At 55.2% G+C, this 17,541-nt stretch carries 17 protein-coding genes; 16 read left to right on the top strand and 1 reads right to left on the bottom strand.

The window, feature by feature from the left end; genetic code table 11:
* The first annotated feature begins 154 nt into the window (after positions 1 to 154).
* The 4 genes from hrpA to ABJK70_RS08735 all read left to right on the top strand — a co-directional run bounded on the left by hrpA (position 155) and on the right by ABJK70_RS08735 (position 7,056).
* Positions 155 to 4,057: an ATP-dependent RNA helicase HrpA gene (gene hrpA / locus ABJK70_RS08720; RefSeq protein ID WP_077729273.1), complete on the top strand. Its 3,903-nt coding sequence runs from the start codon at positions 155 to 157 to the stop codon at positions 4,055 to 4,057.
* A gap of 173 nt (positions 4,058 to 4,230) precedes the next feature.
* Entirely contained in the window at positions 4,231 to 5,427 is a 1,197-nt protein-coding gene (purT, locus tag ABJK70_RS08725) for a formate-dependent phosphoribosylglycinamide formyltransferase (protein ID WP_077729465.1), read from the top strand.
* A 145-nt stretch (positions 5,428 to 5,572) separates the two neighbouring features.
* Positions 5,573 to 6,187 (top strand): lytic transglycosylase domain-containing protein, encoded by a 615-nt coding sequence (locus ABJK70_RS08730; RefSeq protein WP_077729274.1) that lies wholly within the window; start codon positions 5,573 to 5,575, stop codon positions 6,185 to 6,187.
* Positions 6,187 to 7,056, top strand: a complete 870-nt coding sequence (locus ABJK70_RS08735) for an HDOD domain-containing protein (RefSeq protein WP_086133089.1) — start codon at positions 6,187 to 6,189, stop codon at positions 7,054 to 7,056. The genes ABJK70_RS08730 and ABJK70_RS08735 overlap by 1 nt, the downstream gene beginning before the upstream one ends.
* A gap of 1 nt (position 7,057) precedes the next feature.
* Here ABJK70_RS08735 and ABJK70_RS08740 read toward each other — a convergent pair whose 3' ends face one another.
* A complete protein-coding gene (locus tag ABJK70_RS08740) occupies positions 7,058 to 7,636 on the bottom strand; it encodes a Maf family protein (protein WP_077729276.1) in 579 nt (192 codons plus the stop codon).
* A gap of 54 nt (positions 7,637 to 7,690) precedes the next feature.
* Here ABJK70_RS08740 and ABJK70_RS08745 point away from each other — a divergent pair, with 54 nt between their 5' ends.
* From ABJK70_RS08745 to ABJK70_RS08800, 12 genes are all read left to right on the top strand, one after another.
* Positions 7,691 to 8,227 carry a YceD family protein gene (locus ABJK70_RS08745; protein WP_240506772.1) on the top strand — a complete coding sequence of 179 codons (537 nt, stop codon included), beginning with the start codon at positions 7,691 to 7,693 and terminating at the stop codon, positions 8,225 to 8,227.
* Between the two features lie 13 nt (positions 8,228 to 8,240).
* On the top strand, positions 8,241 to 8,432 hold the full coding sequence (rpmF, locus tag ABJK70_RS08750; RefSeq protein ID WP_077729278.1) for a 50S ribosomal protein L32: 192 nt from the start codon (positions 8,241 to 8,243) through the stop codon (positions 8,430 to 8,432).
* 95 nt (positions 8,433 to 8,527) lie between these two features.
* Complete coding sequence (gene plsX / locus ABJK70_RS08755; protein WP_086133091.1) at positions 8,528 to 9,556, top strand: phosphate acyltransferase PlsX; 1,029 nt, start codon at positions 8,528 to 8,530, stop codon at positions 9,554 to 9,556.
* Entirely contained in the window at positions 9,553 to 10,518 is a 966-nt protein-coding gene (locus tag ABJK70_RS08760; protein WP_077729280.1) for a beta-ketoacyl-ACP synthase III, read from the top strand. Before plsX ends, ABJK70_RS08760 begins: the two co-directional genes overlap by 4 nt.
* A gap of 8 nt (positions 10,519 to 10,526) precedes the next feature.
* The gene (fabD, locus tag ABJK70_RS08765; RefSeq protein ID WP_077729281.1) at positions 10,527 to 11,483 is read left to right on the top strand and encodes an ACP S-malonyltransferase; all 957 of its coding nucleotides are present in this window, start codon (positions 10,527 to 10,529) and stop codon (positions 11,481 to 11,483) included.
* Positions 11,480 to 12,217, top strand: a complete 738-nt coding sequence (gene fabG, locus ABJK70_RS08770; RefSeq protein WP_347257790.1) for a 3-oxoacyl-ACP reductase FabG — start codon at positions 11,480 to 11,482, stop codon at positions 12,215 to 12,217. Before fabD ends, fabG begins: the two co-directional genes overlap by 4 nt.
* Before the next feature lie 147 nt (positions 12,218 to 12,364).
* On the top strand, positions 12,365 to 12,595 hold the full coding sequence (gene acpP, locus ABJK70_RS08775; protein WP_026609307.1) for an acyl carrier protein: 231 nt from the start codon (positions 12,365 to 12,367) through the stop codon (positions 12,593 to 12,595).
* Between the two features lie 83 nt (positions 12,596 to 12,678).
* On the top strand, positions 12,679 to 13,920 hold the full coding sequence (gene fabF / locus ABJK70_RS08780) for a beta-ketoacyl-ACP synthase II (RefSeq protein ID WP_086133094.1): 1,242 nt from the start codon (positions 12,679 to 12,681) through the stop codon (positions 13,918 to 13,920).
* Between the two features lie 144 nt (positions 13,921 to 14,064).
* On the top strand, positions 14,065 to 14,940 hold the full coding sequence (gene pabC, locus ABJK70_RS08785; RefSeq protein WP_156880643.1) for an aminodeoxychorismate lyase: 876 nt from the start codon (positions 14,065 to 14,067) through the stop codon (positions 14,938 to 14,940).
* On the top strand, positions 14,856 to 15,893 hold the full coding sequence (mltG, locus tag ABJK70_RS08790) for an endolytic transglycosylase MltG (protein ID WP_143735100.1): 1,038 nt from the start codon (positions 14,856 to 14,858) through the stop codon (positions 15,891 to 15,893). Before pabC ends, mltG begins: the two co-directional genes overlap by 85 nt.
* On the top strand, positions 15,886 to 16,506 hold the full coding sequence (gene tmk / locus ABJK70_RS08795; protein WP_347257791.1) for a dTMP kinase: 621 nt from the start codon (positions 15,886 to 15,888) through the stop codon (positions 16,504 to 16,506). Before mltG ends, tmk begins: the two co-directional genes overlap by 8 nt.
* Entirely contained in the window at positions 16,506 to 17,519 is a 1,014-nt protein-coding gene (locus ABJK70_RS08800; protein ID WP_347257792.1) for a DNA polymerase III subunit delta', read from the top strand. The genes tmk and ABJK70_RS08800 overlap by 1 nt, the downstream gene beginning before the upstream one ends.
* Positions 17,520 to 17,541: the final 22 nt, after the last annotated feature.

A 17,541-nucleotide genomic window follows, 5' to 3' on the forward strand; every position in this document is an offset into this window, starting at 1 on the left:
CTCAAGACATTTTGAAACACTTGCTTATTCTGGCTGCTTTTGCCGGGCTGGCAATAAGCTATGCGATTTGGCGATCGCGGCGGCGCTTGCCGCTTTTGATTAAAACAGTCGGCTCTTAACCACCGTGGAATCAAGCGTATTCATCAATCCCTCAATGCAGGAAATCTTCAAACAACTCGAACGGAACCTCGAACTTTGCCTTCGCAAGGATCGCTACCGCCTCGGAAAGAGGCTTTCACGTTTGCTGGCGGATATACGCCAAGACCAAGCCGCTACGGATCAGTTACAGGCACTTCAGGACTCGATTAACCAGTCCGTAGCACAAAGGCGGCTTCGAGCAGACGCCATTCCGGTACTTGATTATCCGCACGAACTTCCGGTTGTCGAACGGAAAGCAGAGATCCTCGCAAGCGTTCGCAATCATCAGGTCGTCGTCGTTTGCGGAGAAACGGGGTCGGGCAAAACGACCCAATTGCCGAAAATCTGTCTTGAGGCCGGCCGAGGCGTCTCCGGTTACATCGGTCACACCCAGCCTCGCCGCATCGCGGCCCGTACCGTTGCCGCTCGGATTGCCGAGGAGCTCAAACAGCCCTTGGGGCAGGCAGTCGGCTATAAGGTTCGATTCCAAGATCACACCCGGCCGGAAAGCTTGATCAAGCTGATGACCGACGGCATCCTGCTGGCCGAGACTCAGCACGATCGATTTCTCGACCAGTACGACACCTTGATCGTCGACGAGGCTCACGAGCGGAGCCTCAATATCGATTTTCTGCTCGGCTATCTCAAGTGGCTGATGCCCAAACGTCCGGACCTGAAGCTCATCATCACTTCCGCCACCATCGATCCAGAACGCTTCTCACAGCATTTTGGTCATGCGCCCATCATCAACGTCTCCGGTCGAACTTATCCGGTAGACATCCGTTATCGGCCGGTAGAAGTCGAGGAGGGCGACGAGACCGACCGCGCCGAGCAGACGGCTATACTCAACGCCGTGGACGAGCTGTGGCGGGAGCAGCCCGGGGATATTCTCATCTTCCTGAGCGGCGAGCGCGAAATTCGCGAAACCGCCGAGTCGCTGCGCAAACATCACCCGTCAAAATGTGAAATCCTGCCGCTGTACTCGCGTCTGTCCCAGTCCGAGCAGGAGCGGGTGTTCAAGCCTTCGGGTACGCGTCGCATCGTGCTGGCGACGAATGTGGCGGAAACTTCGCTCACCGTGCCCGGCATCCGCTCGGTTATCGATACGGGCTACGCGCGCATCAGTCGGTACAGTCACCGCAGCAAGCTGCAGCGACTGCCGATCGAGAAAGTCTCCCGTGCTTCGGCCAACCAGCGATCCGGCCGCTGCGGACGGGTCGGTCCGGGGACAGCGATTCGGTTGTATTCCGAACAGGATTTTCTCAACCGGCCCGAATTCACCGATCCGGAAATCCTCCGTACCAACCTGGCGGCAGTCATTCTGCAAATGCATGCCCTCAAGCTGGGAGATATATCCAAGTTCCCGTTTGTAGAACCGCCCGATTCGCGGTTGATTCGCGACGGTCTTCGAACCTTGCAAGAAGTCAACGCGCTGGACGAGCGCGGGCAGATCACGGATATCGGCCGCAAGCTCGCGAAGTTGCCCGTGGATCCCAAACTCGGGCGGATGCTGTTGGCCGGGGCGGACGAGCATTGCCTGAGCGAGATCGCAATCATCGTCGCTGCCCTGAGCGTGCCGGATCCCCGCGAGCGCCCCGCCGACCAGGCTTCGAATGCCGATCAGAAGCACGCCAAGTTCCGGGATGATGCGTCGGATTTCCTGTCCTTCTTGAAGCTATGGAACGAGTTCGAGGAACAGAAAAAGCATTTGTCGAAATCCAAGCTACGCCAATGGTGTCGGGACAACTTTCTGTCTTACGTGCGAATGACGGAATGGCACGATATCCACGCGCAAATCATGGAGGTGGTGAAGGGCGAGCTGGACTTGAAATTGAACCAGGCGCCGGGCGAATACGGCGAAATTCATAGGGCACTGCTTTCGGGTCTGCTGTCCAATGTCTGTCTCAAGCAGGAGCAGAACGAATATGTCGCGACGAGGGGTACCAAGCTGTTCATCCATCCCGGCTCTTTTCTGTTCAAGGCCAAACCCAAATGGATCATGTCGGCCGAGCAGGTGGAGACCACAAAAGTTTACGCCCGCACCGTGGCCAAGATCGAGCCGGAGTGGATCGAGAAGGTCGGCGCCCATCTCGTCAAGCAACAACACTACGATCCGCACTGGGAACGCAAGGCGGCACGCGCGGCGGTGCATGAGCGTACCACGCTGTTCGGACTCGTCATTCAGGCGGGACGCAAGATTCCGTACGAGAGGATCAATCCACAGGCGGCCCGCGAGATGTTCGTCCGCCACGCCCTGGTGCACATGGATTACGACAGCAAGGCCCCGTTTTTCCTGCACAATCTGAAACTTTTGGAAGAGGCTGATTATCTCCAGCACAAGGGCCGGCGCGCGGATTTGCTGGTGGACGAGGATTGGCTGTTCCGCTGGTTTGACGAGCGGATTCCGCAGGACGTGGTTAACGGCGTCACCTTCGAACGTTGGCGCAAGGCAGCGGAGGCGGGCAAACCCGATATTCTCAAACTCAGCCGAGACGACATTACCGCGAAGGAAGACAGTTCGCTGGATGCCAGGAATTTCCCCGATCACTTTCAGGTAGGGCCGTTGCGGTTTCAGTTGCAGTACCGATTCGAACCGGGACACGAGGACGACGGCGTCACGGCCATCGTGCCGTTGCATCTCCTGAACCAGCTCGATCCCGAGCCGTTCCGCTGGTTGGTTCCGGGGCTGCTCCGGGAGAAGACCATTGCTCTCATCAAGTCCCTGCCCAAGACTTTGCGTATCCATTTCGTGCCCGCACCGGACTACGCCGACCGGGCTTTGCCTATGCTGGATTACGGTCATGGTTCGTTCTGCGCCCAGCTTTCGTCGGCATTGAAAAAGACCGGCGGTATCGCCGTGTCGCCCGATTCCTTCCGAGAAGACGTGCTGCCGGCGCACCTTCGCATGAATTTCGCCGTAGTGGATGAATTCAATGCCGTCGTTGATCGTTCCCGCGATCTCAAGGAACTCAAGATCCGCCACTCCGCCGACGCCGGCAAGAACTTTCAGCAACTGGCTCGGCAGGCCTACCTGCATACCGGCTGCAAAAGTTGGAGTTTCGGTGAACTGCCTCAATGTTTCGACGGCCAACACGATGGCCAGACGATCTATGGCTTTCCAGCGGTGGTCGACGAAGGGGAGAACGTGGGCGTTAGGGTATTCGATACTCCGGAAGAAGCAGCGCGGCAGCAGGAACTGGGACTGGCACGCCTGTTCCGCTGCGCTTTGGCCAAGGAGCTCAAATATTTAAAAAAGAATCTTGCAGTCAATGCGCAAGCGGAGTTCTTATACCGGCAAGTGCCTGCGCATCCGTTCCTCTATTCCGAATTGAAAACCGGGCGCGAGCTGCGCGAGGATCTTTTGGACCGGCTCATGGGGACGTTGTTCTTGGAAGGGCAGCCAGATATCCGTAGCGCCGATCAATTCGAGAAGCGGCTTAGAGATCAGAAAACTGAGCTGGTCCTAAAGGCGGACGAAATGGCGCGCATAGCTCAGACCGTGCTTCAACTATATGGCGAGGTGCAGGCCAAACTGAAGACTAGGCCGGCCAATGCAGCCACGCAGGATATGCAGGAACAAGTGGGATTGCTTGTTTACGCGGGATTCTTGGTTACGACTCCCTATGCGCAGATCAAGGAAATGCCTCGTTACCTCAAGGCGATATTGCATCGTCTGGAGAAATCTGCGCAAGACTCTGTTCGCGACCAGAAGCAGTACAATGAGCTTGCGCCCCTTTGGGCGCGCTATTGGAACGTCATCAAGGCGGCCAAAGGGCGTTTGCTTCCTGAGCGCGACGCCTATCGCTGGAGCTTGGAAGAGTTCCGCGTTTCGCTCTTCGCTCAGATGTTAAAGACGCCGTATCCCGTGTCCGCGAAACGATTGGACGAGGCATGGAAACAGCTCGGGCCTCGGACGTGAGACCTTAGACCCGAAGTCGTTCGCGTTGGACTGGAATATCAGCCTCTTCGCCGGACATGCTGCATATCCAGGCAAGGTGGATACGGTGCAGGTAAGAGGCTGTGATTTGAATGCCGGAGAACGGTCTTAATGAATAAACGCATATGCAGCCGATCCATCGAAAGGAGCCAGTCATGAAAATAGGTACCGCACTGACACGTAGCGCCACGCGCGTCATGCTTCTGGGTAGCGGCGAACTCGGCAAGGAGGTCGCGATCGCTCTGCAACGCTACGGCGTCGAAGTCGTGGCCGTGGATCGTTATCCCAATGCGCCCGCCCAGCACGTGGCGCATTGTGCCCACATGATAGACATGACTGATGGAGAAGCTATAAAGCGACTAGTGGAAATGGAAAGACCGGACATCATCGTGCCGGAAATCGAGGCGATCGCCACGGACGCCTTGGCCGAGATTGAGCAGGCCGGTGCGGCGGCCGTGATTCCTACGGCACGCGCGGTCTGCTTGACCATGAATCGTGAGGGGATTCGCCGCCTTGCTGCGGAAGAGCTCGGTTTGCCCACCTCGCCCTATGCTTTTGCCGATTCTTTAGATTCGCTGAGGACAGCCGTTCAAACGATCGGCTATCCCTGCTTTGTCAAGCCCGTGATGTCCTCTTCGGGTAAAGGGCAATCGCTGCTGTGCAGCGAGGTCGATGTGGAAAAGGCTTGGGAATACGCGCAATCAGGAGGGCGAGTCAAGGATGCCAGAGTCATCGTAGAAGGCAAAATTGAATTCGATTACGAAATTACCTTGCTTACGGTGCGAGCCAGCGATGGCCACGGTGTAGAGGAGACTTATTTCTGCGAGCCTATCGGTCACCGGCAGGAACTTGGCGACTACGTAGAGAGTTGGCAGCCACAGCCCATGAGCGCAGTCGCTTTGACGGAGGCTAAACGCATCGCCACGGCGGTGACGGGGCGTCTCGGTGGGCGTGGTCTTTTCGGTGTGGAATTGTTCGTCAAAGGCGATCGGGTTTGGTTCAGCGAAGTCAGTCCGAGGCCTCATGACACGGGCATGGTTACCATGATCACCCAGGCGCAGAGCGAATTCGAGCTGCATGCCCGAGCCATACTGGGATTTCCCGTTTCGACCGGTCTCCGCAATCCGGGGGCCAGCGCTGTGATTTACGGCCAGATCGAAGGCGAGGGGATCGCGTTTGAGGGAGTCGGCGATGCGCTTTCCGTTCCCGAAACCGAAATCCGGCTGTTCGGCAAGCCGATTTCATATCCGCGCCGCCGAGTCGGCGTGGCTTTAGCCGCAGGTAACTCCATCGAAGAAGCCCGAGAACGAGCAAAAAAAGCGGCAGGATTGATCAAGCCCTTGCCGGGTTGATGTCTTGCGGAGCGAAGCGGCTCGCAGGTTTACCGCCCTGACGTTTTGACGCGGTAGGGGCAATGGCCTTGCCGAGTTGCAAAAAAACAGATTCGTGCAAAACTTTCGTCTGTCGATAGGGTGACGATCAACAGGCGGAAGAACGATGATTAGACCATCAAAAATAAGACGCTCGTTGGCACTTTTTTTCTTTCTTTGTTCGGGTTCGGCCGCTGCGGATGTTTACAAATATGTGGATAGCGCCGGACATGTTTTTTATACGGACAATCCGAAACACTCGGGCTATCAGCTGATCATCAAGTCGCCTGCCGCATTTTCGCTCTCTCGGACCTCGAAAAAATGGCCGACCGGCTCCAGATTCTCCGATAAAAATCGTAGACAATTTGCGTCATTGATCGATGCGGCAGCCAGCAAGTACAGCCTTGATCCGGCATTGCTGCATGCCGTTATCCGTGCCGAGTCTTCCTATAACCCCGGAGCAATATCCAGCAAAGGCGCTGTCGGTCTGATGCAGCTCATGCCCGAAACGGCCGCTCGCTACGGTGTTCGTGATCGCTATGATCCGAGCGAAAACATAGAAGGAGGTGCAAGGTACCTAAGCGAGCTGATCGACATGTTTCAATCCGACGTTAGACTCGCCGTTGCGGCTTACAATGCCGGGGAAAACAACGTCATCAAATATGGAAATAAGGTGCCTCCCTTTCAAGAAACTCAGGCGTATGTGACCCGAGTCCTCAATTATTACAACCGATTGAATTGATGTTTGCAGCCGAAACGCCGGAAGCCCTCGTCATGGGGGCACCTCAATTGGTATCCCCGCCAGTCGCGGTGGCGCGGATTTCGACCGTTCTCGAACGTGAAGACTTCACGATCGGAGAGGTCGCCGAAGCGATTGGTCAGGACCCCGCACTTGCGGCGCGGTTGCTGAAAATCGTCAATAGCTCTTACTACGGATTGTCGGGGCGTATCGAGACCATTACTCGTGCGGTTGGAATGGTCGGTGCCGACGCACTGTATGATTTGGCGCTGACAACCTCTGTCATTCATGGATTTCGCAACATCCCCGCTTGTCTAGTCAACATGAACGATTTTTGGTTGAACAGCCTCTATTGTGGCGTGATTGCGCGTCTGTTGGCCAAGGAAGCTTCCGTTTTGCATAGCGAGCGCTTGTTTGTTGCCGGGCTGTTGCATCGTATCGGTGCGCTGATTATCTACATGCGCTTGCCGGATAAGGCGAGGGAAATTCTTTTGGTTGCGGCAGGTGACGATCGGTTGATTCCGGGGTTGGAAAAGGAGCTGCTCGGGTTTACCTACGCCGAGATCGGTGCGGCATTAGCCAAGGCGTGGAAAATGCCATCGGCCTTGCGGGAAGGGATTCGTTGGCATTTGGAGCCCGAACGGGCCGAGGACTATCGTTTGGAGGCCAGCCTGTTATACCTCGCCAATCAACTGAAAACTGTGTCATTACTCGGCTTTCCGATCCAAGATGTGCTTAGGGCGATTCCTGATGAAGTCGCCTCTGCTATACGTTTGGACGAGACCCAAATAATAAATGTGATGTCCAAGGCAACCGAGAAACTCAGCGATACCGCTGCCGTGTTCATGCCTGATGTTTACGTGCGCCATTGATTCAGATTACCTGAACCCCGAAGCTTTCCAGTAGGCGGGCTAGCCTGATCAGTGGAAGCCCAACCAGTGCGTTGGGGTCTTCGCCTTCGAACCTTTCAAACAGCACGATGCCCAAGCCTTCGGACTTGAATCCTCCAGCACAATCGAAAGGCTGTTCTCGATCTACATAACGTTCGATTTCCTTGTCACTCAGTTCTCGAAAGTGAACCAAGCAGCGGTCGATTTCGGCTTTCATATCTCCCGTGGCGGTGTTTAGGACGCATACAGCGGTGTAAAACACAACGCATCGGCCGGAAGCCGCACGAAGTTGCCGGATGGCGTTATCACGAGTCATAGGTTTGACCAACTGTTTTCCGCATAGAACGGCTACTTGATCGGAGCCGATTATCAGGGCGTCGGGAAAACCGGGCGCCGCGGCAGCGGCTTTTTCCTGCGCTAGCCGCAGTGCTTGGCAATCCGGCTTTTCGTTGACTTTGGGCGTTTCGCTAATCCCTGGAGAGATCGAATCAAACTCAAGTCCCAGCTTTTTGAATAGGTCTTGGCGATAGGTCGAGCTGGATGCCAGAACAATTTTTGTCATGCGGTCGGATTTGAGTGAAGACTTAATGGGTCAAAAAGAGTTAAAGAAGCGATTTTGACAGCTTTTGACATTTCTCGATATCATTGCACGATTATGCTTGACCGTTTGCCGGATTTGATAGATCCATTAGAGTTCGCGGAAAAGAAGCGACGGATCGTCGGATCGATGCCTTTGAACACCATTTCTCGTATACAGGATATGGTGCTGAATGGTGAAGCTGAGGCGAAAGTCGATCTTGAATTTAAGAAAGAAGGCCGTCGTGCAATCGTTTCTGGTTGGGTGGAGGCCGATCTTAAGCTGGAGTGCCAATGTTGCCTGGGGCCTCTGGACTGGCCGGTGCACAGCGAAGTACACCTCGGCGTCGTCAGCTCCATTGATGAGGGGAATCTACTGCCCGAAACGCTTGAGCCCTTGCTTCTTGACGAAACGGGTGTGATTGATCTGGCGGATATAGTGGCGGATGAATTGCTGCTGGCTATTCCTGCAATTCCCCAGCATTCCCATTGTGCTTCGCCTAAGACAGAAACTACTAGTGTGGATTCCCGCGAGAATCCTTTCGCCGTGTTGGCGCAACTGAAAACTATTCGATAATAGGAGCTTTTAAATGGCCGTACAGCAAAATCGTAAGACACGTTCCAAGCGGGGTATGCGTCGTTCGCACGATGCTTTGAAAGCAAATGCGCTTTCCATCGAGCCTACCACGGGTGAAACGCATCTTCGGCATCACGTCAGCCCGGATGGGTATTATCGCGGGCGTAAGGTGATTGCGAGCAAAGAAGAATCTAGCGAAGAGTAGCTTTGATATTTGGATTGACTTCGGGAGCCGGAATCGATGCGGCTCCTTATCGTTGTTTCTGCTGAGTTTGCCGCTCGATTGACTAAACAAGAACTATGATTAAGAAGCCGACCATCGCTTTGGATGCCATGGGCGGCGATCACGGTCCCGCCGTGATCGTTCCGGCGGCTCTGGACAGTGCCGAAAGCAATCCTCACTTAAATTTGATTCTTGTAGGTGATGAAGCCGTATTGCGCCATCATCTGGGATCAGCGTTAGCACGTCTCAGTGACCGAATTCGCATTCATCACGCGTCTGAAACGGTGGAAATGCATGAGTCCCCGGCGAAGGCTCTCCGCGGCAAGAAGGATTCATCCATGCGAGTTGCCGTTGACCTGGTCAAGGAAGGCGTTGCCGATGCTTGCGTCAGTGCCGGAAATACCGGTGCGTTGATGGCGATCGCGAAATTCGTTCTCAAGACGATACCTGGGATCGATCGTCCGGCCATCATCTCTGCTGTTCCCTCCATGGGAGGACATACCCATGTACTGGATCTCGGGGCGAATGTGGATTGTTCGGCCGAGCACCTCTATCAATTCGCCGTAATGGGCTACGAGCTCGTGCGCGCGGTCGAGGATAAAGATCATCCGCGGGTGGGGTTGCTGAATATCGGCGAAGAAGAAATCAAGGGCAACGAGCAGGTTAAGGAGGCCGCAAAACTATTGGCTGGTGCCCACATCAATTTTATCGGCTACGTCGAAGGGAACGATCTCTACTCGGGTAACGTGGATATCGTCGTCACCGACGGCTTTGTCGGCAACGTGGCGCTCAAAACCAGCGAGGGTCTCGCCAAAATGATCAATCATTCAATCAAACAGGCATTCGGCAGGAATTTTTTCACCAAATTGGCCGGATTAGCGGCTATGCCGGTGCTCCATTCCTTTAAGAAGCAATTCGATCATCGGCGCTACAATGGAGCCTCCCTCTTGGGGTTGCGCGGCATCGTAATCAAGAGTCATGGTAACGCCGACCGTTTGGCTTTCGCGAATGCCATCGGCATTGCGGTGAAGGAGATTGAAAAGGCTGTTCCGACTCGTATCGGCGAGCGCATAGCGGAGATTTTCGCTGAGAGGAAGACCGCGTGAGACGGTACGCTCGGATTCTCGGAACCGGTGGCTATCTCCCCGAAACCATTCTCACCAACGAACAGATCGCTCAAACCGTCGATACATCGGATGCTTGGATCATCGAACGGACCGGTATTCGCGAGCGCCGCATCGCAGGAAAACATGAAACAGCCTCCAGCATGGCGGAGCGCGCTGCGCGTCAGGCTCTGGAGTCGGCAGAAATCGAACCGGGAACGATCGATCTCATCATCGTTGCAACTTGTACGCCGGATCGAGTTTTTCCCAGTACCGCTTGCCTGTTGCAACAGAGGTTAAATATCCGGGATTGCGCTGCATTCGACGTTCAGGCAGCATGCTCCGGTTTTATCTACGCGCTCAGTATCGCTGACCAGTATGTCAGGGCAGGAGCCGCCCGTCGGGTTCTCGTCGTAGGCAGCGAGGTAACCTCGCGGATCGTCGACTGGTCGGATCGTGCAACCTGCATTCTTTTCGGCGACGGTGCCGGGGCTGTCGTGCTGGAAGCGGCGGATGAGCCTGGAATCCTGAGCACACATATTCATTCCGATGGGCAATATCAGGATTTGCTGTACGTCCCCAACCCTAACGGTGCGGGGAGCGGTGAAGGCGACGAGCGATTCTTGAAGATGCAGGGTAACGAGGTATTCAAGATCGCCGTCAATACTCTGGGACGCATCGTGGACGAGACCTTGGCCGCCAACAATCTGCAGAAATCGGATATCCACTGGTTAGTCCCCCATCAAGCCAATATACGCATCATCGCCGCTACGGCAAAAAAACTGCATATGCCCATGGACCGCGTGGTGATGACCATCGAAAAACAAGGCAATACATCCGCGGCTTCGGTGCCGCTCGCTTTGAACGAAGCAATTCGCGACGGTCGAATTCAGCGAGGCCAGATGGTTTTGATGGAAGCTTTCGGTGGCGGTTTCGCTTGGGGCTCGGCCCTCATCCGGTACTAGGGGAGTTTATGTCTACGAATCTCGTCGACGAAGGTTTGGCGTTTCTTTTCCCGGGGCAAGGCTCCCAGTCCGTTGGGATGTTGTCGAAGCTAGCCGAGGTCCATACCGAAGTTGCGTCGACCTTTCAGGCCGCTTCAGAAGTGCTTGGCTACGATCTCTGGGATTTAGTGCGGAACGGTCCCGAAGAAAGACTTAATCTGACGCAGTGTACCCAGCCGGCTATGCTGGCCGCCGATGTTGCTGCCTGGCGAGTTTGGTCCAAACGGACTTCGGTAAGACCGGGCTGGATGGCCGGCCATAGCTTGGGCGAATATGCGGCATTGGTGTGTTCCGGCGCTTTGATTTTCGAGGATGCGGTTCGGCTTGTGGCCGAGCGCGGACGATTGATGCAGGAAGCGGTGCCTCCCGAAACCGGGGCGATGGCAGCTATTTTGGGATTGAACGACACCCAGGTCGTTGAGGTTTGCAGCAGAGCATCGACCGAAACGGAGATTGTCAAACCGGCCAATTTCAACGCTCCTGGGCAAATCGTGATTGCCGGTCATAAGGTTGCCGTGGAGCGGGCAGTTGAACTAGGCAAAGCGGAGGGCGCCAAGCGGGCCGTTCTCTTGCCGGTCAGCGTGCCGTCCCATTGTCCGTTAATGAGAAGCGCCGCTGAGAAATTTAGGCAAATGCTGTCCGACATAGCGGTAAAAATCCCTCCGATTGGAGTGCTGCATAACGTCGACGTCGCCTCCCATTCGGCTCCCGACGTGATTCGGGCCGTCTTGGAAAAGCAACTGTACAGCCCGGTTCGTTGGACCGATTCCATTCTGTTCATGTCTCAGCAGGGCGTCAGCCGGTTTGTCGAATGTGGTCCCGGTCGAGTTCTGACCGGTTTGAACAAGCGAATCGTCCCGGCGTGCAGAACCGAAGCGGTTTTTGATCCGGATTCCTTAATTAGAGCATTGGAGCTTGTTCAATGATGTCTAAATTCGCTGTTGTAACCGGGGCCAGTCGCGGTATCGGGCGTGCTATAGCTCTGCGTCTGGCGAAGGATGGTCATACCGTCATAGGTACGGCGACCACCGAGTCGGGGGCCAACGCCATCTCGGCGGCTTTGGCCGAAGGCGGATTTCGCGGCAAGGGCATGGTACTGGACGTGGCCGAGGCCGATTCGGTTGAGCGATTCTTCAAATCTGTGAACGAAGAGTTCGGCGCCCCGCTCATTTTGGTCAATAACGCCGGAATAACGCGAGACAACCTGCTGATGCGGATGAAAGACGAGGAATGGGATGACATCATCCGGACCAATTTGTCATCCGTTTACCGTATGTGTAAAGCCGGTTTGCGTGGAATGATGAAAGCCCGAGAGGGACGCATGATCAACATTACCTCCGTCGTCGGAGCGATGGGAAATGCAGGGCAAACCAATTATGCGGCCGCCAAGGCCGGTATCATCGGTTTTACCAAATCGCTCGCGAGAGAAGTTGGGTCACGGAATATCACCGTCAACGCCGTGGCGCCGGGATTCATCGATACCGACATGACGCGCGCGCTGCCTGAGGAAAGCCGTAAAGCGTTGCTGGATAACATCCCCTTGGCGCGATTAGGATCTGCGGATGAGGTGGCAGGCGTGGTGGCCTTTCTATGTTCGGATGACGCTGCTTACATCACGGGCGAAACCATACATGTCAACGGCGGCATGCACATGGCATGATCTCATGCATTTCCGGGACGCGTGCTTTCGCTAATGAATTGAGCGACCGACGTTTTCTTTTTAGAGAAAAGTCTTGTATTCACCCGGTTTCAAATTAAAATTTCCCGACTCACTAAAACCAGAGAAAACAGCTGAGGATATAAAACGATGAGTGATGTAGCAGAGCGTGTTAAGAAGATCGTGGCTGAGCAATTGGGCGTGAAAGAAGAAGTCTCCAATGAAGCTTCTTTCGTCGACGACCTCGGCGCCGATTCCTTGGACACGGTCGAACTGGTGATGGCCCTGGAAGAAGAATTTGAGTGTGAGATTCCCGACGAAGACGCGGAGAAGATCACCACTGTCCAGCAAGCGATAGACTACATCGAAAGCCACATCTGATTTGATCCTGCCGCCCCGCAAGGTTTTCGGCTTGGCGGGGCAGGATTGTCTTTGTCAATTTACACCCCGCTAAGGAATAAAGATTGAGTAGAAGGCGCGTGGTCGTTACCGGATTGGGCGCAGTATCGCCGGTCGGGTTAACGGTGACTGATTCCTGGGGAAACGTGCTTGACGGCAAAAGCGGCATCGCGCCCATCGAGCATTTCGACGTTTCCGATTTCTCGACCCGCTTTGGCGGGAGTGTCAGGGGATTCGATATCACCCGATATATTTCCGAAAAAGAAGCCAAAAAAATGGATGTTTTCATCCATTACGGGCTTGCGGCAGGCTGCGATGCGTTCGAAGACTCTGGACTGGACGTAGCCGAAGAAAATTCTGAACGTATCGGCGTGGCCATCGGTTCCGGCATCGGCGGTATCACGGGAATCGAGAGCGGACATAGCGCCTTTTTGAGAGGCGGACCGCGGAAAATTTCACCGTTCTTTGTGCCCAGCAACATCATCAACATGATATCGGGCAATGTATCCATCAAGTACGGATTGAAAGGCCCCAACTTCGCTATCGTTACCGCATGTACGACAGGCACTCATAATATCGGTGAGGCCGCCCGCGTGATTCAATACGGCGATGCTGATGTCATGATTGCCGGCGGTGCCGAAATGGCGACTTCGCCGACTTCCTTGGGAGGATTTGCGTCAGCACGGGCCTTGTCCCGCCGCAATGACGATCCGGTGCACGCCAGTCGTCCTTGGGACAAAGACCGGGATGGCTTCGTATTGAGCGACGGTGCGGGGGTCTTGGTGTTGGAGGAATTGGAACACGCCAAGCGGCGTGGTGCCAGGATTTATGCCGAACTGATCGGTTACGGCATGAGCGCCGATGCCTATCACATGACTCAGCCGCCGGAAGGTGGCGAGGGGGCGGCACGTTGCATGCGAAACGCGCTGAGGGACGCAGGCATCAACGCCGATCAAGTCGATTACATCAATGCTCATGGAACATCGACTCCAGCCGGGGATATCGCGGAAACCAGAGCGATCAAGACCGTGCTTGGAAATCATGCCTACAGTACTCCGATCAGCTCGACGAAATCCATGACCGGCCATATGCTGGGTGCTGCCGGTGGCATCGAGGCGATATTCTCGGTACTGGCGCTCAGAGATCAAGTCATTCCTCCAACCATCAATCTAGACAATCCGGACCCGGAATGCGATCTCGATTATGTTCCCCACACCGCGCGTGAGGCAAGGTTGGACATCGTCATGTCCAACTCTTTCGGCTTCGGTGGAACGAACGGCACTTTGATTTTCAAGAAGTACAACTAATTTCCGTTTGATAGCTCCAACTCTTCGTCAATAAAGGCTTAGAGTTGGACGTTCATATAGGCACGCATCAGCGTGCTTTTTGTTATCTTAAGACCAGGTTTTTTTGGGTTGGCCGATTAAGATGATGATGTGGGTTCGGCGTGTATGACGGCTCTAGTGAACGGCCAACCGACACGTTGTGTGGATTTGGCAGACCGTGGCTTCCAATACGGAGACGGGACATTCACCACGATTGCCGTCCGTCAAGGAGTCCCTTTGTTTTGGGCTTTGCACCTGGCTCGTCTGGAGCGCGACTGCCAAAGACTTCTCATTTCTTTTCCCGGGAGCGAATGTTTAGAGCCCGATGTACGGACACTCTGCATGACGCAGCTGGAAGGGGTGTTGAAGATACAAATCAGCCGAGGTATCGGAGGCCGCGGTTACCGACTGCCGCAACCGCAGCGGGTGACTCGGGTCCTGAGCATGCACCCCCTGCCCGAATATCCGCCCGAATTATGGAAAGTCGGTGTCGAGATACGGGTTTGCGGGAGCCGGTTGGGTATCAACCCCCGGCTGGCCGGCATCAAACACATGAATCGTCTGGAACAAATCCTTGCTCGTGCGGAGTGGGCTGCCGACGAGATTCGGGAAGGCATCATGCTGGATGCCGAGGGCTATGTCACCGAAGGCACGATGAGCAATGTTTTTCTGGTTAAGGACGGCACTCTGCACACGCCGAAAATCGACCGCTGCGGCGTCGCCGGGGTCATGCGTGGCATAACGATCGCGACGGCTCGGGAGAACGGGGTCGACTTCGTAGAGTCACGGGTTACGCTTGAGGAACTTTACGCTGCCGACGAGGTATTTTTAACAAACTGCGTAATTGGACTATGGCCCGTTCGCCGATGCGAGCATCGAACATATGGTATTGGGCCGATTACAGAAGAGATTGATCGATGGCTAAGGACGAAGGCGGAAAGCGAGTTGGCCGCAGCGTGCAACGGGCGATCGGGATTATCGTCATCGCTGCCAGTTTCCTGATCGGATGGTTGTGGATGGACTATCGAGCAGCGCTGGATAGGCCGCTAGGACTCGAGAGTCCAGCTTATTTCGAGATTGCTAAGGGCGACAGCCTGGCCCGCATAACAGCCAGACTTAAAGAGCAGGGAATTGTATCTAGCCCGGTATGGTTCAGATTTCGGGCCTATCTGGACGGTTCGGCCAGACATTTGAAGTATGGCGAGTACGAAATCCCGCCGGGGACGACGCTTCGGGAGCTACTGGCGCTGTTCGTCTCGGGCAAGGTCCGCCAGTACCCGATTACGCTTGTGGAAGGCTGGACATTCCGGCAAATTTTGAGCGCATTGGATCAAAGTCCCCCCCTAAAGAAACGTGCAACGGGTAAATCTCCCCAAGAGATCATGCAAATCATCGGGGCGCCCGATGAGCATCCGGAGGGACGTTTCTATCCGGACACTTATTTCGTGACCAAGGGCACCTCGGATATCGAGGTTCTCAAGCGGGCTTATCGAAAAATGCAGGGAGTACTGAACGAAGAATGGGCCAATCGTGCCGAAGGGACTACCTATGGTACGCCCTACGAATCATTGATCGTGGCTTCGATTGTGGAGAAGGAAACGGCCCGTTCGGATGAGCGTCCTCTTATTGCCGGCGTATTCACTCGACGTCTGGCCAAAGGTATGTTGCTGCAAACGGATCCGACGATCATTTATGGTCTGGGTGACAGCTTCACTGGAAATATCCGGAAGGAAGACTTGCTGAAAGATACGCCTTACAACACCTATGTTCGTTCGGGATTGCCGCCGACCCCCATCGCCAATCCGGGGCGCGATTCGATCCGCGCGGCCTTGCATCCCGCTGCGGGGGAGAGTTTGTATTTCGTCGCCCGCGGAGACGGCACTCACGTTTTTTCCGATAGTCTGGAAGAACATCGGCGCGCGGTCGAACAATTCCAAATGCGGCGACATGACTAGAGGAAAATTCATCACCCTCGAAGGCGGGGAGGGCGTAGGCAAAACCACCAATCTGGAGTTCATCCGAGATTATCTGCAAAGGCGTGGAATTAGATTTCTCGTGACCCGCGAACCTGGCGGCACCCCTATAGGTGAAGCCATCCGCCGGCTGGTGATCGATTCTCAAGGGATGTCGGCTCGGACTGAACTCTTGCTGATGTTCGCCGCCCGCGCCCAGCACATCGAAGAAATCATCGAGCCCGCTTTGGCCAAAGGCATCTGGATCGTTTGCGATCGGTTCACCGATGCTAGTTATGCGTACCAGGGCGGTGGGCGCGGCATCGATAACGCGGTCATTCGATTTCTTCAAGAATGGTTGCAGAAAGGGCTGGAACCCGATCTCACCCTTTTGTTCGACGCTCCCGTGGAAGTCGGCCTCCAACGGGCTAAAGGCAGAGGCCAACTGGACCGTTTCGAAACCGAACTGCCGGCTTTCTTTTCCCGGGTCAGGGAAACGTATTGCGATTTGGCCAGACAATGGCCTCACCGCATCAAGCTACTCGACGCGACTCAGCCGCTCGAGGACGTGCAGGCGGAAATCGCAAGGCATTTGGATTCTTTGCGTCAGACCTGATGGGAACGGCGTCCAGCGGCATTCTCTATCCTTGGCTCGATGAGCCATGGCAAAAGCTGAACGCTTATCTGGCCTCTCAGAGGCTGCCACAGGCTCTCTTGATTCACGGTGTTGACGGGATCGGGAAAACGTATCTGGCCGAGATTTTCGCCCAAAAGCTGCTTTGCAAGCACCCGGAAATCTTTGCCTGCGGCGATTGTGCCGGGTGCCGGTTGTTTCTAGCCGGAACCCACCCGGACTTCCTGAGGATAGAGCCTGCAGAGCGGGGAAAGCCTATCGCTGTGGACACGGTTCGGCACTTGATCGCGAACCTTTCGCTCAAGCCGCAGTACGGCGGCTACCGCATAGTCGTGTTTTGCGCGGCGCATCAATTGAACATCAGTGCAGCCAATGCCCTCCTGAAAACCTTGGAGGAACCGGGTGAAAATACGGTAATGCTATTGCTGACCGATATGCCTTCCGCCCTGCCGGCGACTATTTTCAGTCGTTGTCAGCGTTTGCCGATCGCGCTTCCGGACGATGCGGTCGCCGCTCGATGGCTGGAGGAGCAAGGAACCGGCGAAGCTACAGCCGTGTTGCTGGCCACTGCGAGGCATGCTCCATTAAAGGCGTTGGCGTTGGCCGAGTCAGACGTCGTGGAGCGCCGGAGGACGGCGTTTTCGGAGTACGTTGATGTGGCTTTGCGACGTCAAGAGCCAATAACTCTCGCGGAACGGTGGTCGACCTTGGCTTATGAGGATTTGGTCGACTGGATGGTTTCATGGACTATCGACTTAATCCGTCTCCGCAGCGTGCCGGACTCTCCGCGTTTGGATAACCCGGATTTGCGTCAGGGCTTGCAGGCCTTGGTCCGTCGACTACACTTGAAGAGCTTGTTCGGATTCCTCGACTTATTGCTGCAAGCAAAACGCGCGCTGAACGGTCAAGTCAACCGCCAGTTGCTTTTGGAGGAGCTTTTGATTCATTGGGCGCAACTCGGACAGTCGCCGCAAGCGGACTGGTATCTATCATGAGTGCAAGCGAAAACAAGGTACG

This window comes from Methylocaldum sp., from assembly GCF_039794385.1.
Classification (GTDB): domain Bacteria; phylum Pseudomonadota; class Gammaproteobacteria; order Methylococcales; family Methylococcaceae; genus Methylocaldum.

Excerpts from the sequence above, each read along its gene's own strand:
- ABJK70_RS08735 (WP_086133089.1), top strand. The coding sequence starts at position 6,187 with ATGTTTGCAGCCGAAACGCCGGAAGCCCTCGTCATGGGGGCACCTCAA.
- pabC (WP_156880643.1), top strand. The coding sequence starts at position 14,065 with ATGACGGCTCTAGTGAACGGCCAACCGACACGTTGTGTGGATTTGGCA.
- acpP (WP_026609307.1), top strand. The coding sequence starts at position 12,365 with ATGAGTGATGTAGCAGAGCGTGTTAAGAAGATCGTGGCTGAGCAATTG.
- mltG (WP_143735100.1), top strand. The coding sequence starts at position 14,856 with ATGGCTAAGGACGAAGGCGGAAAGCGAGTTGGCCGCAGCGTGCAACGG.
- hrpA (WP_077729273.1), top strand. The coding sequence starts at position 155 with ATGCAGGAAATCTTCAAACAACTCGAACGGAACCTCGAACTTTGCCTT.
- tmk (WP_347257791.1), top strand. The coding sequence starts at position 15,886 with ATGACTAGAGGAAAATTCATCACCCTCGAAGGCGGGGAGGGCGTAGGC.
- fabG (WP_347257790.1), top strand. The coding sequence starts at position 11,480 with ATGATGTCTAAATTCGCTGTTGTAACCGGGGCCAGTCGCGGTATCGGG.
- fabD (WP_077729281.1), top strand. The coding sequence starts at position 10,527 with ATGTCTACGAATCTCGTCGACGAAGGTTTGGCGTTTCTTTTCCCGGGG.
- ABJK70_RS08740 (WP_077729276.1), bottom strand. The coding sequence starts at position 7,636 with ATGACAAAAATTGTTCTGGCATCCAGCTCGACCTATCGCCAAGACCTA.
- rpmF (WP_077729278.1), top strand. The coding sequence starts at position 8,241 with ATGGCCGTACAGCAAAATCGTAAGACACGTTCCAAGCGGGGTATGCGT.
- ABJK70_RS08800 (WP_347257792.1), top strand. The coding sequence starts at position 16,506 with ATGGGAACGGCGTCCAGCGGCATTCTCTATCCTTGGCTCGATGAGCCA.
- ABJK70_RS08730 (WP_077729274.1), top strand. The coding sequence starts at position 5,573 with ATGATTAGACCATCAAAAATAAGACGCTCGTTGGCACTTTTTTTCTTT.
- plsX (WP_086133091.1), top strand. The coding sequence starts at position 8,528 with ATGATTAAGAAGCCGACCATCGCTTTGGATGCCATGGGCGGCGATCAC.
- purT (WP_077729465.1), top strand. The coding sequence starts at position 4,231 with ATGAAAATAGGTACCGCACTGACACGTAGCGCCACGCGCGTCATGCTT.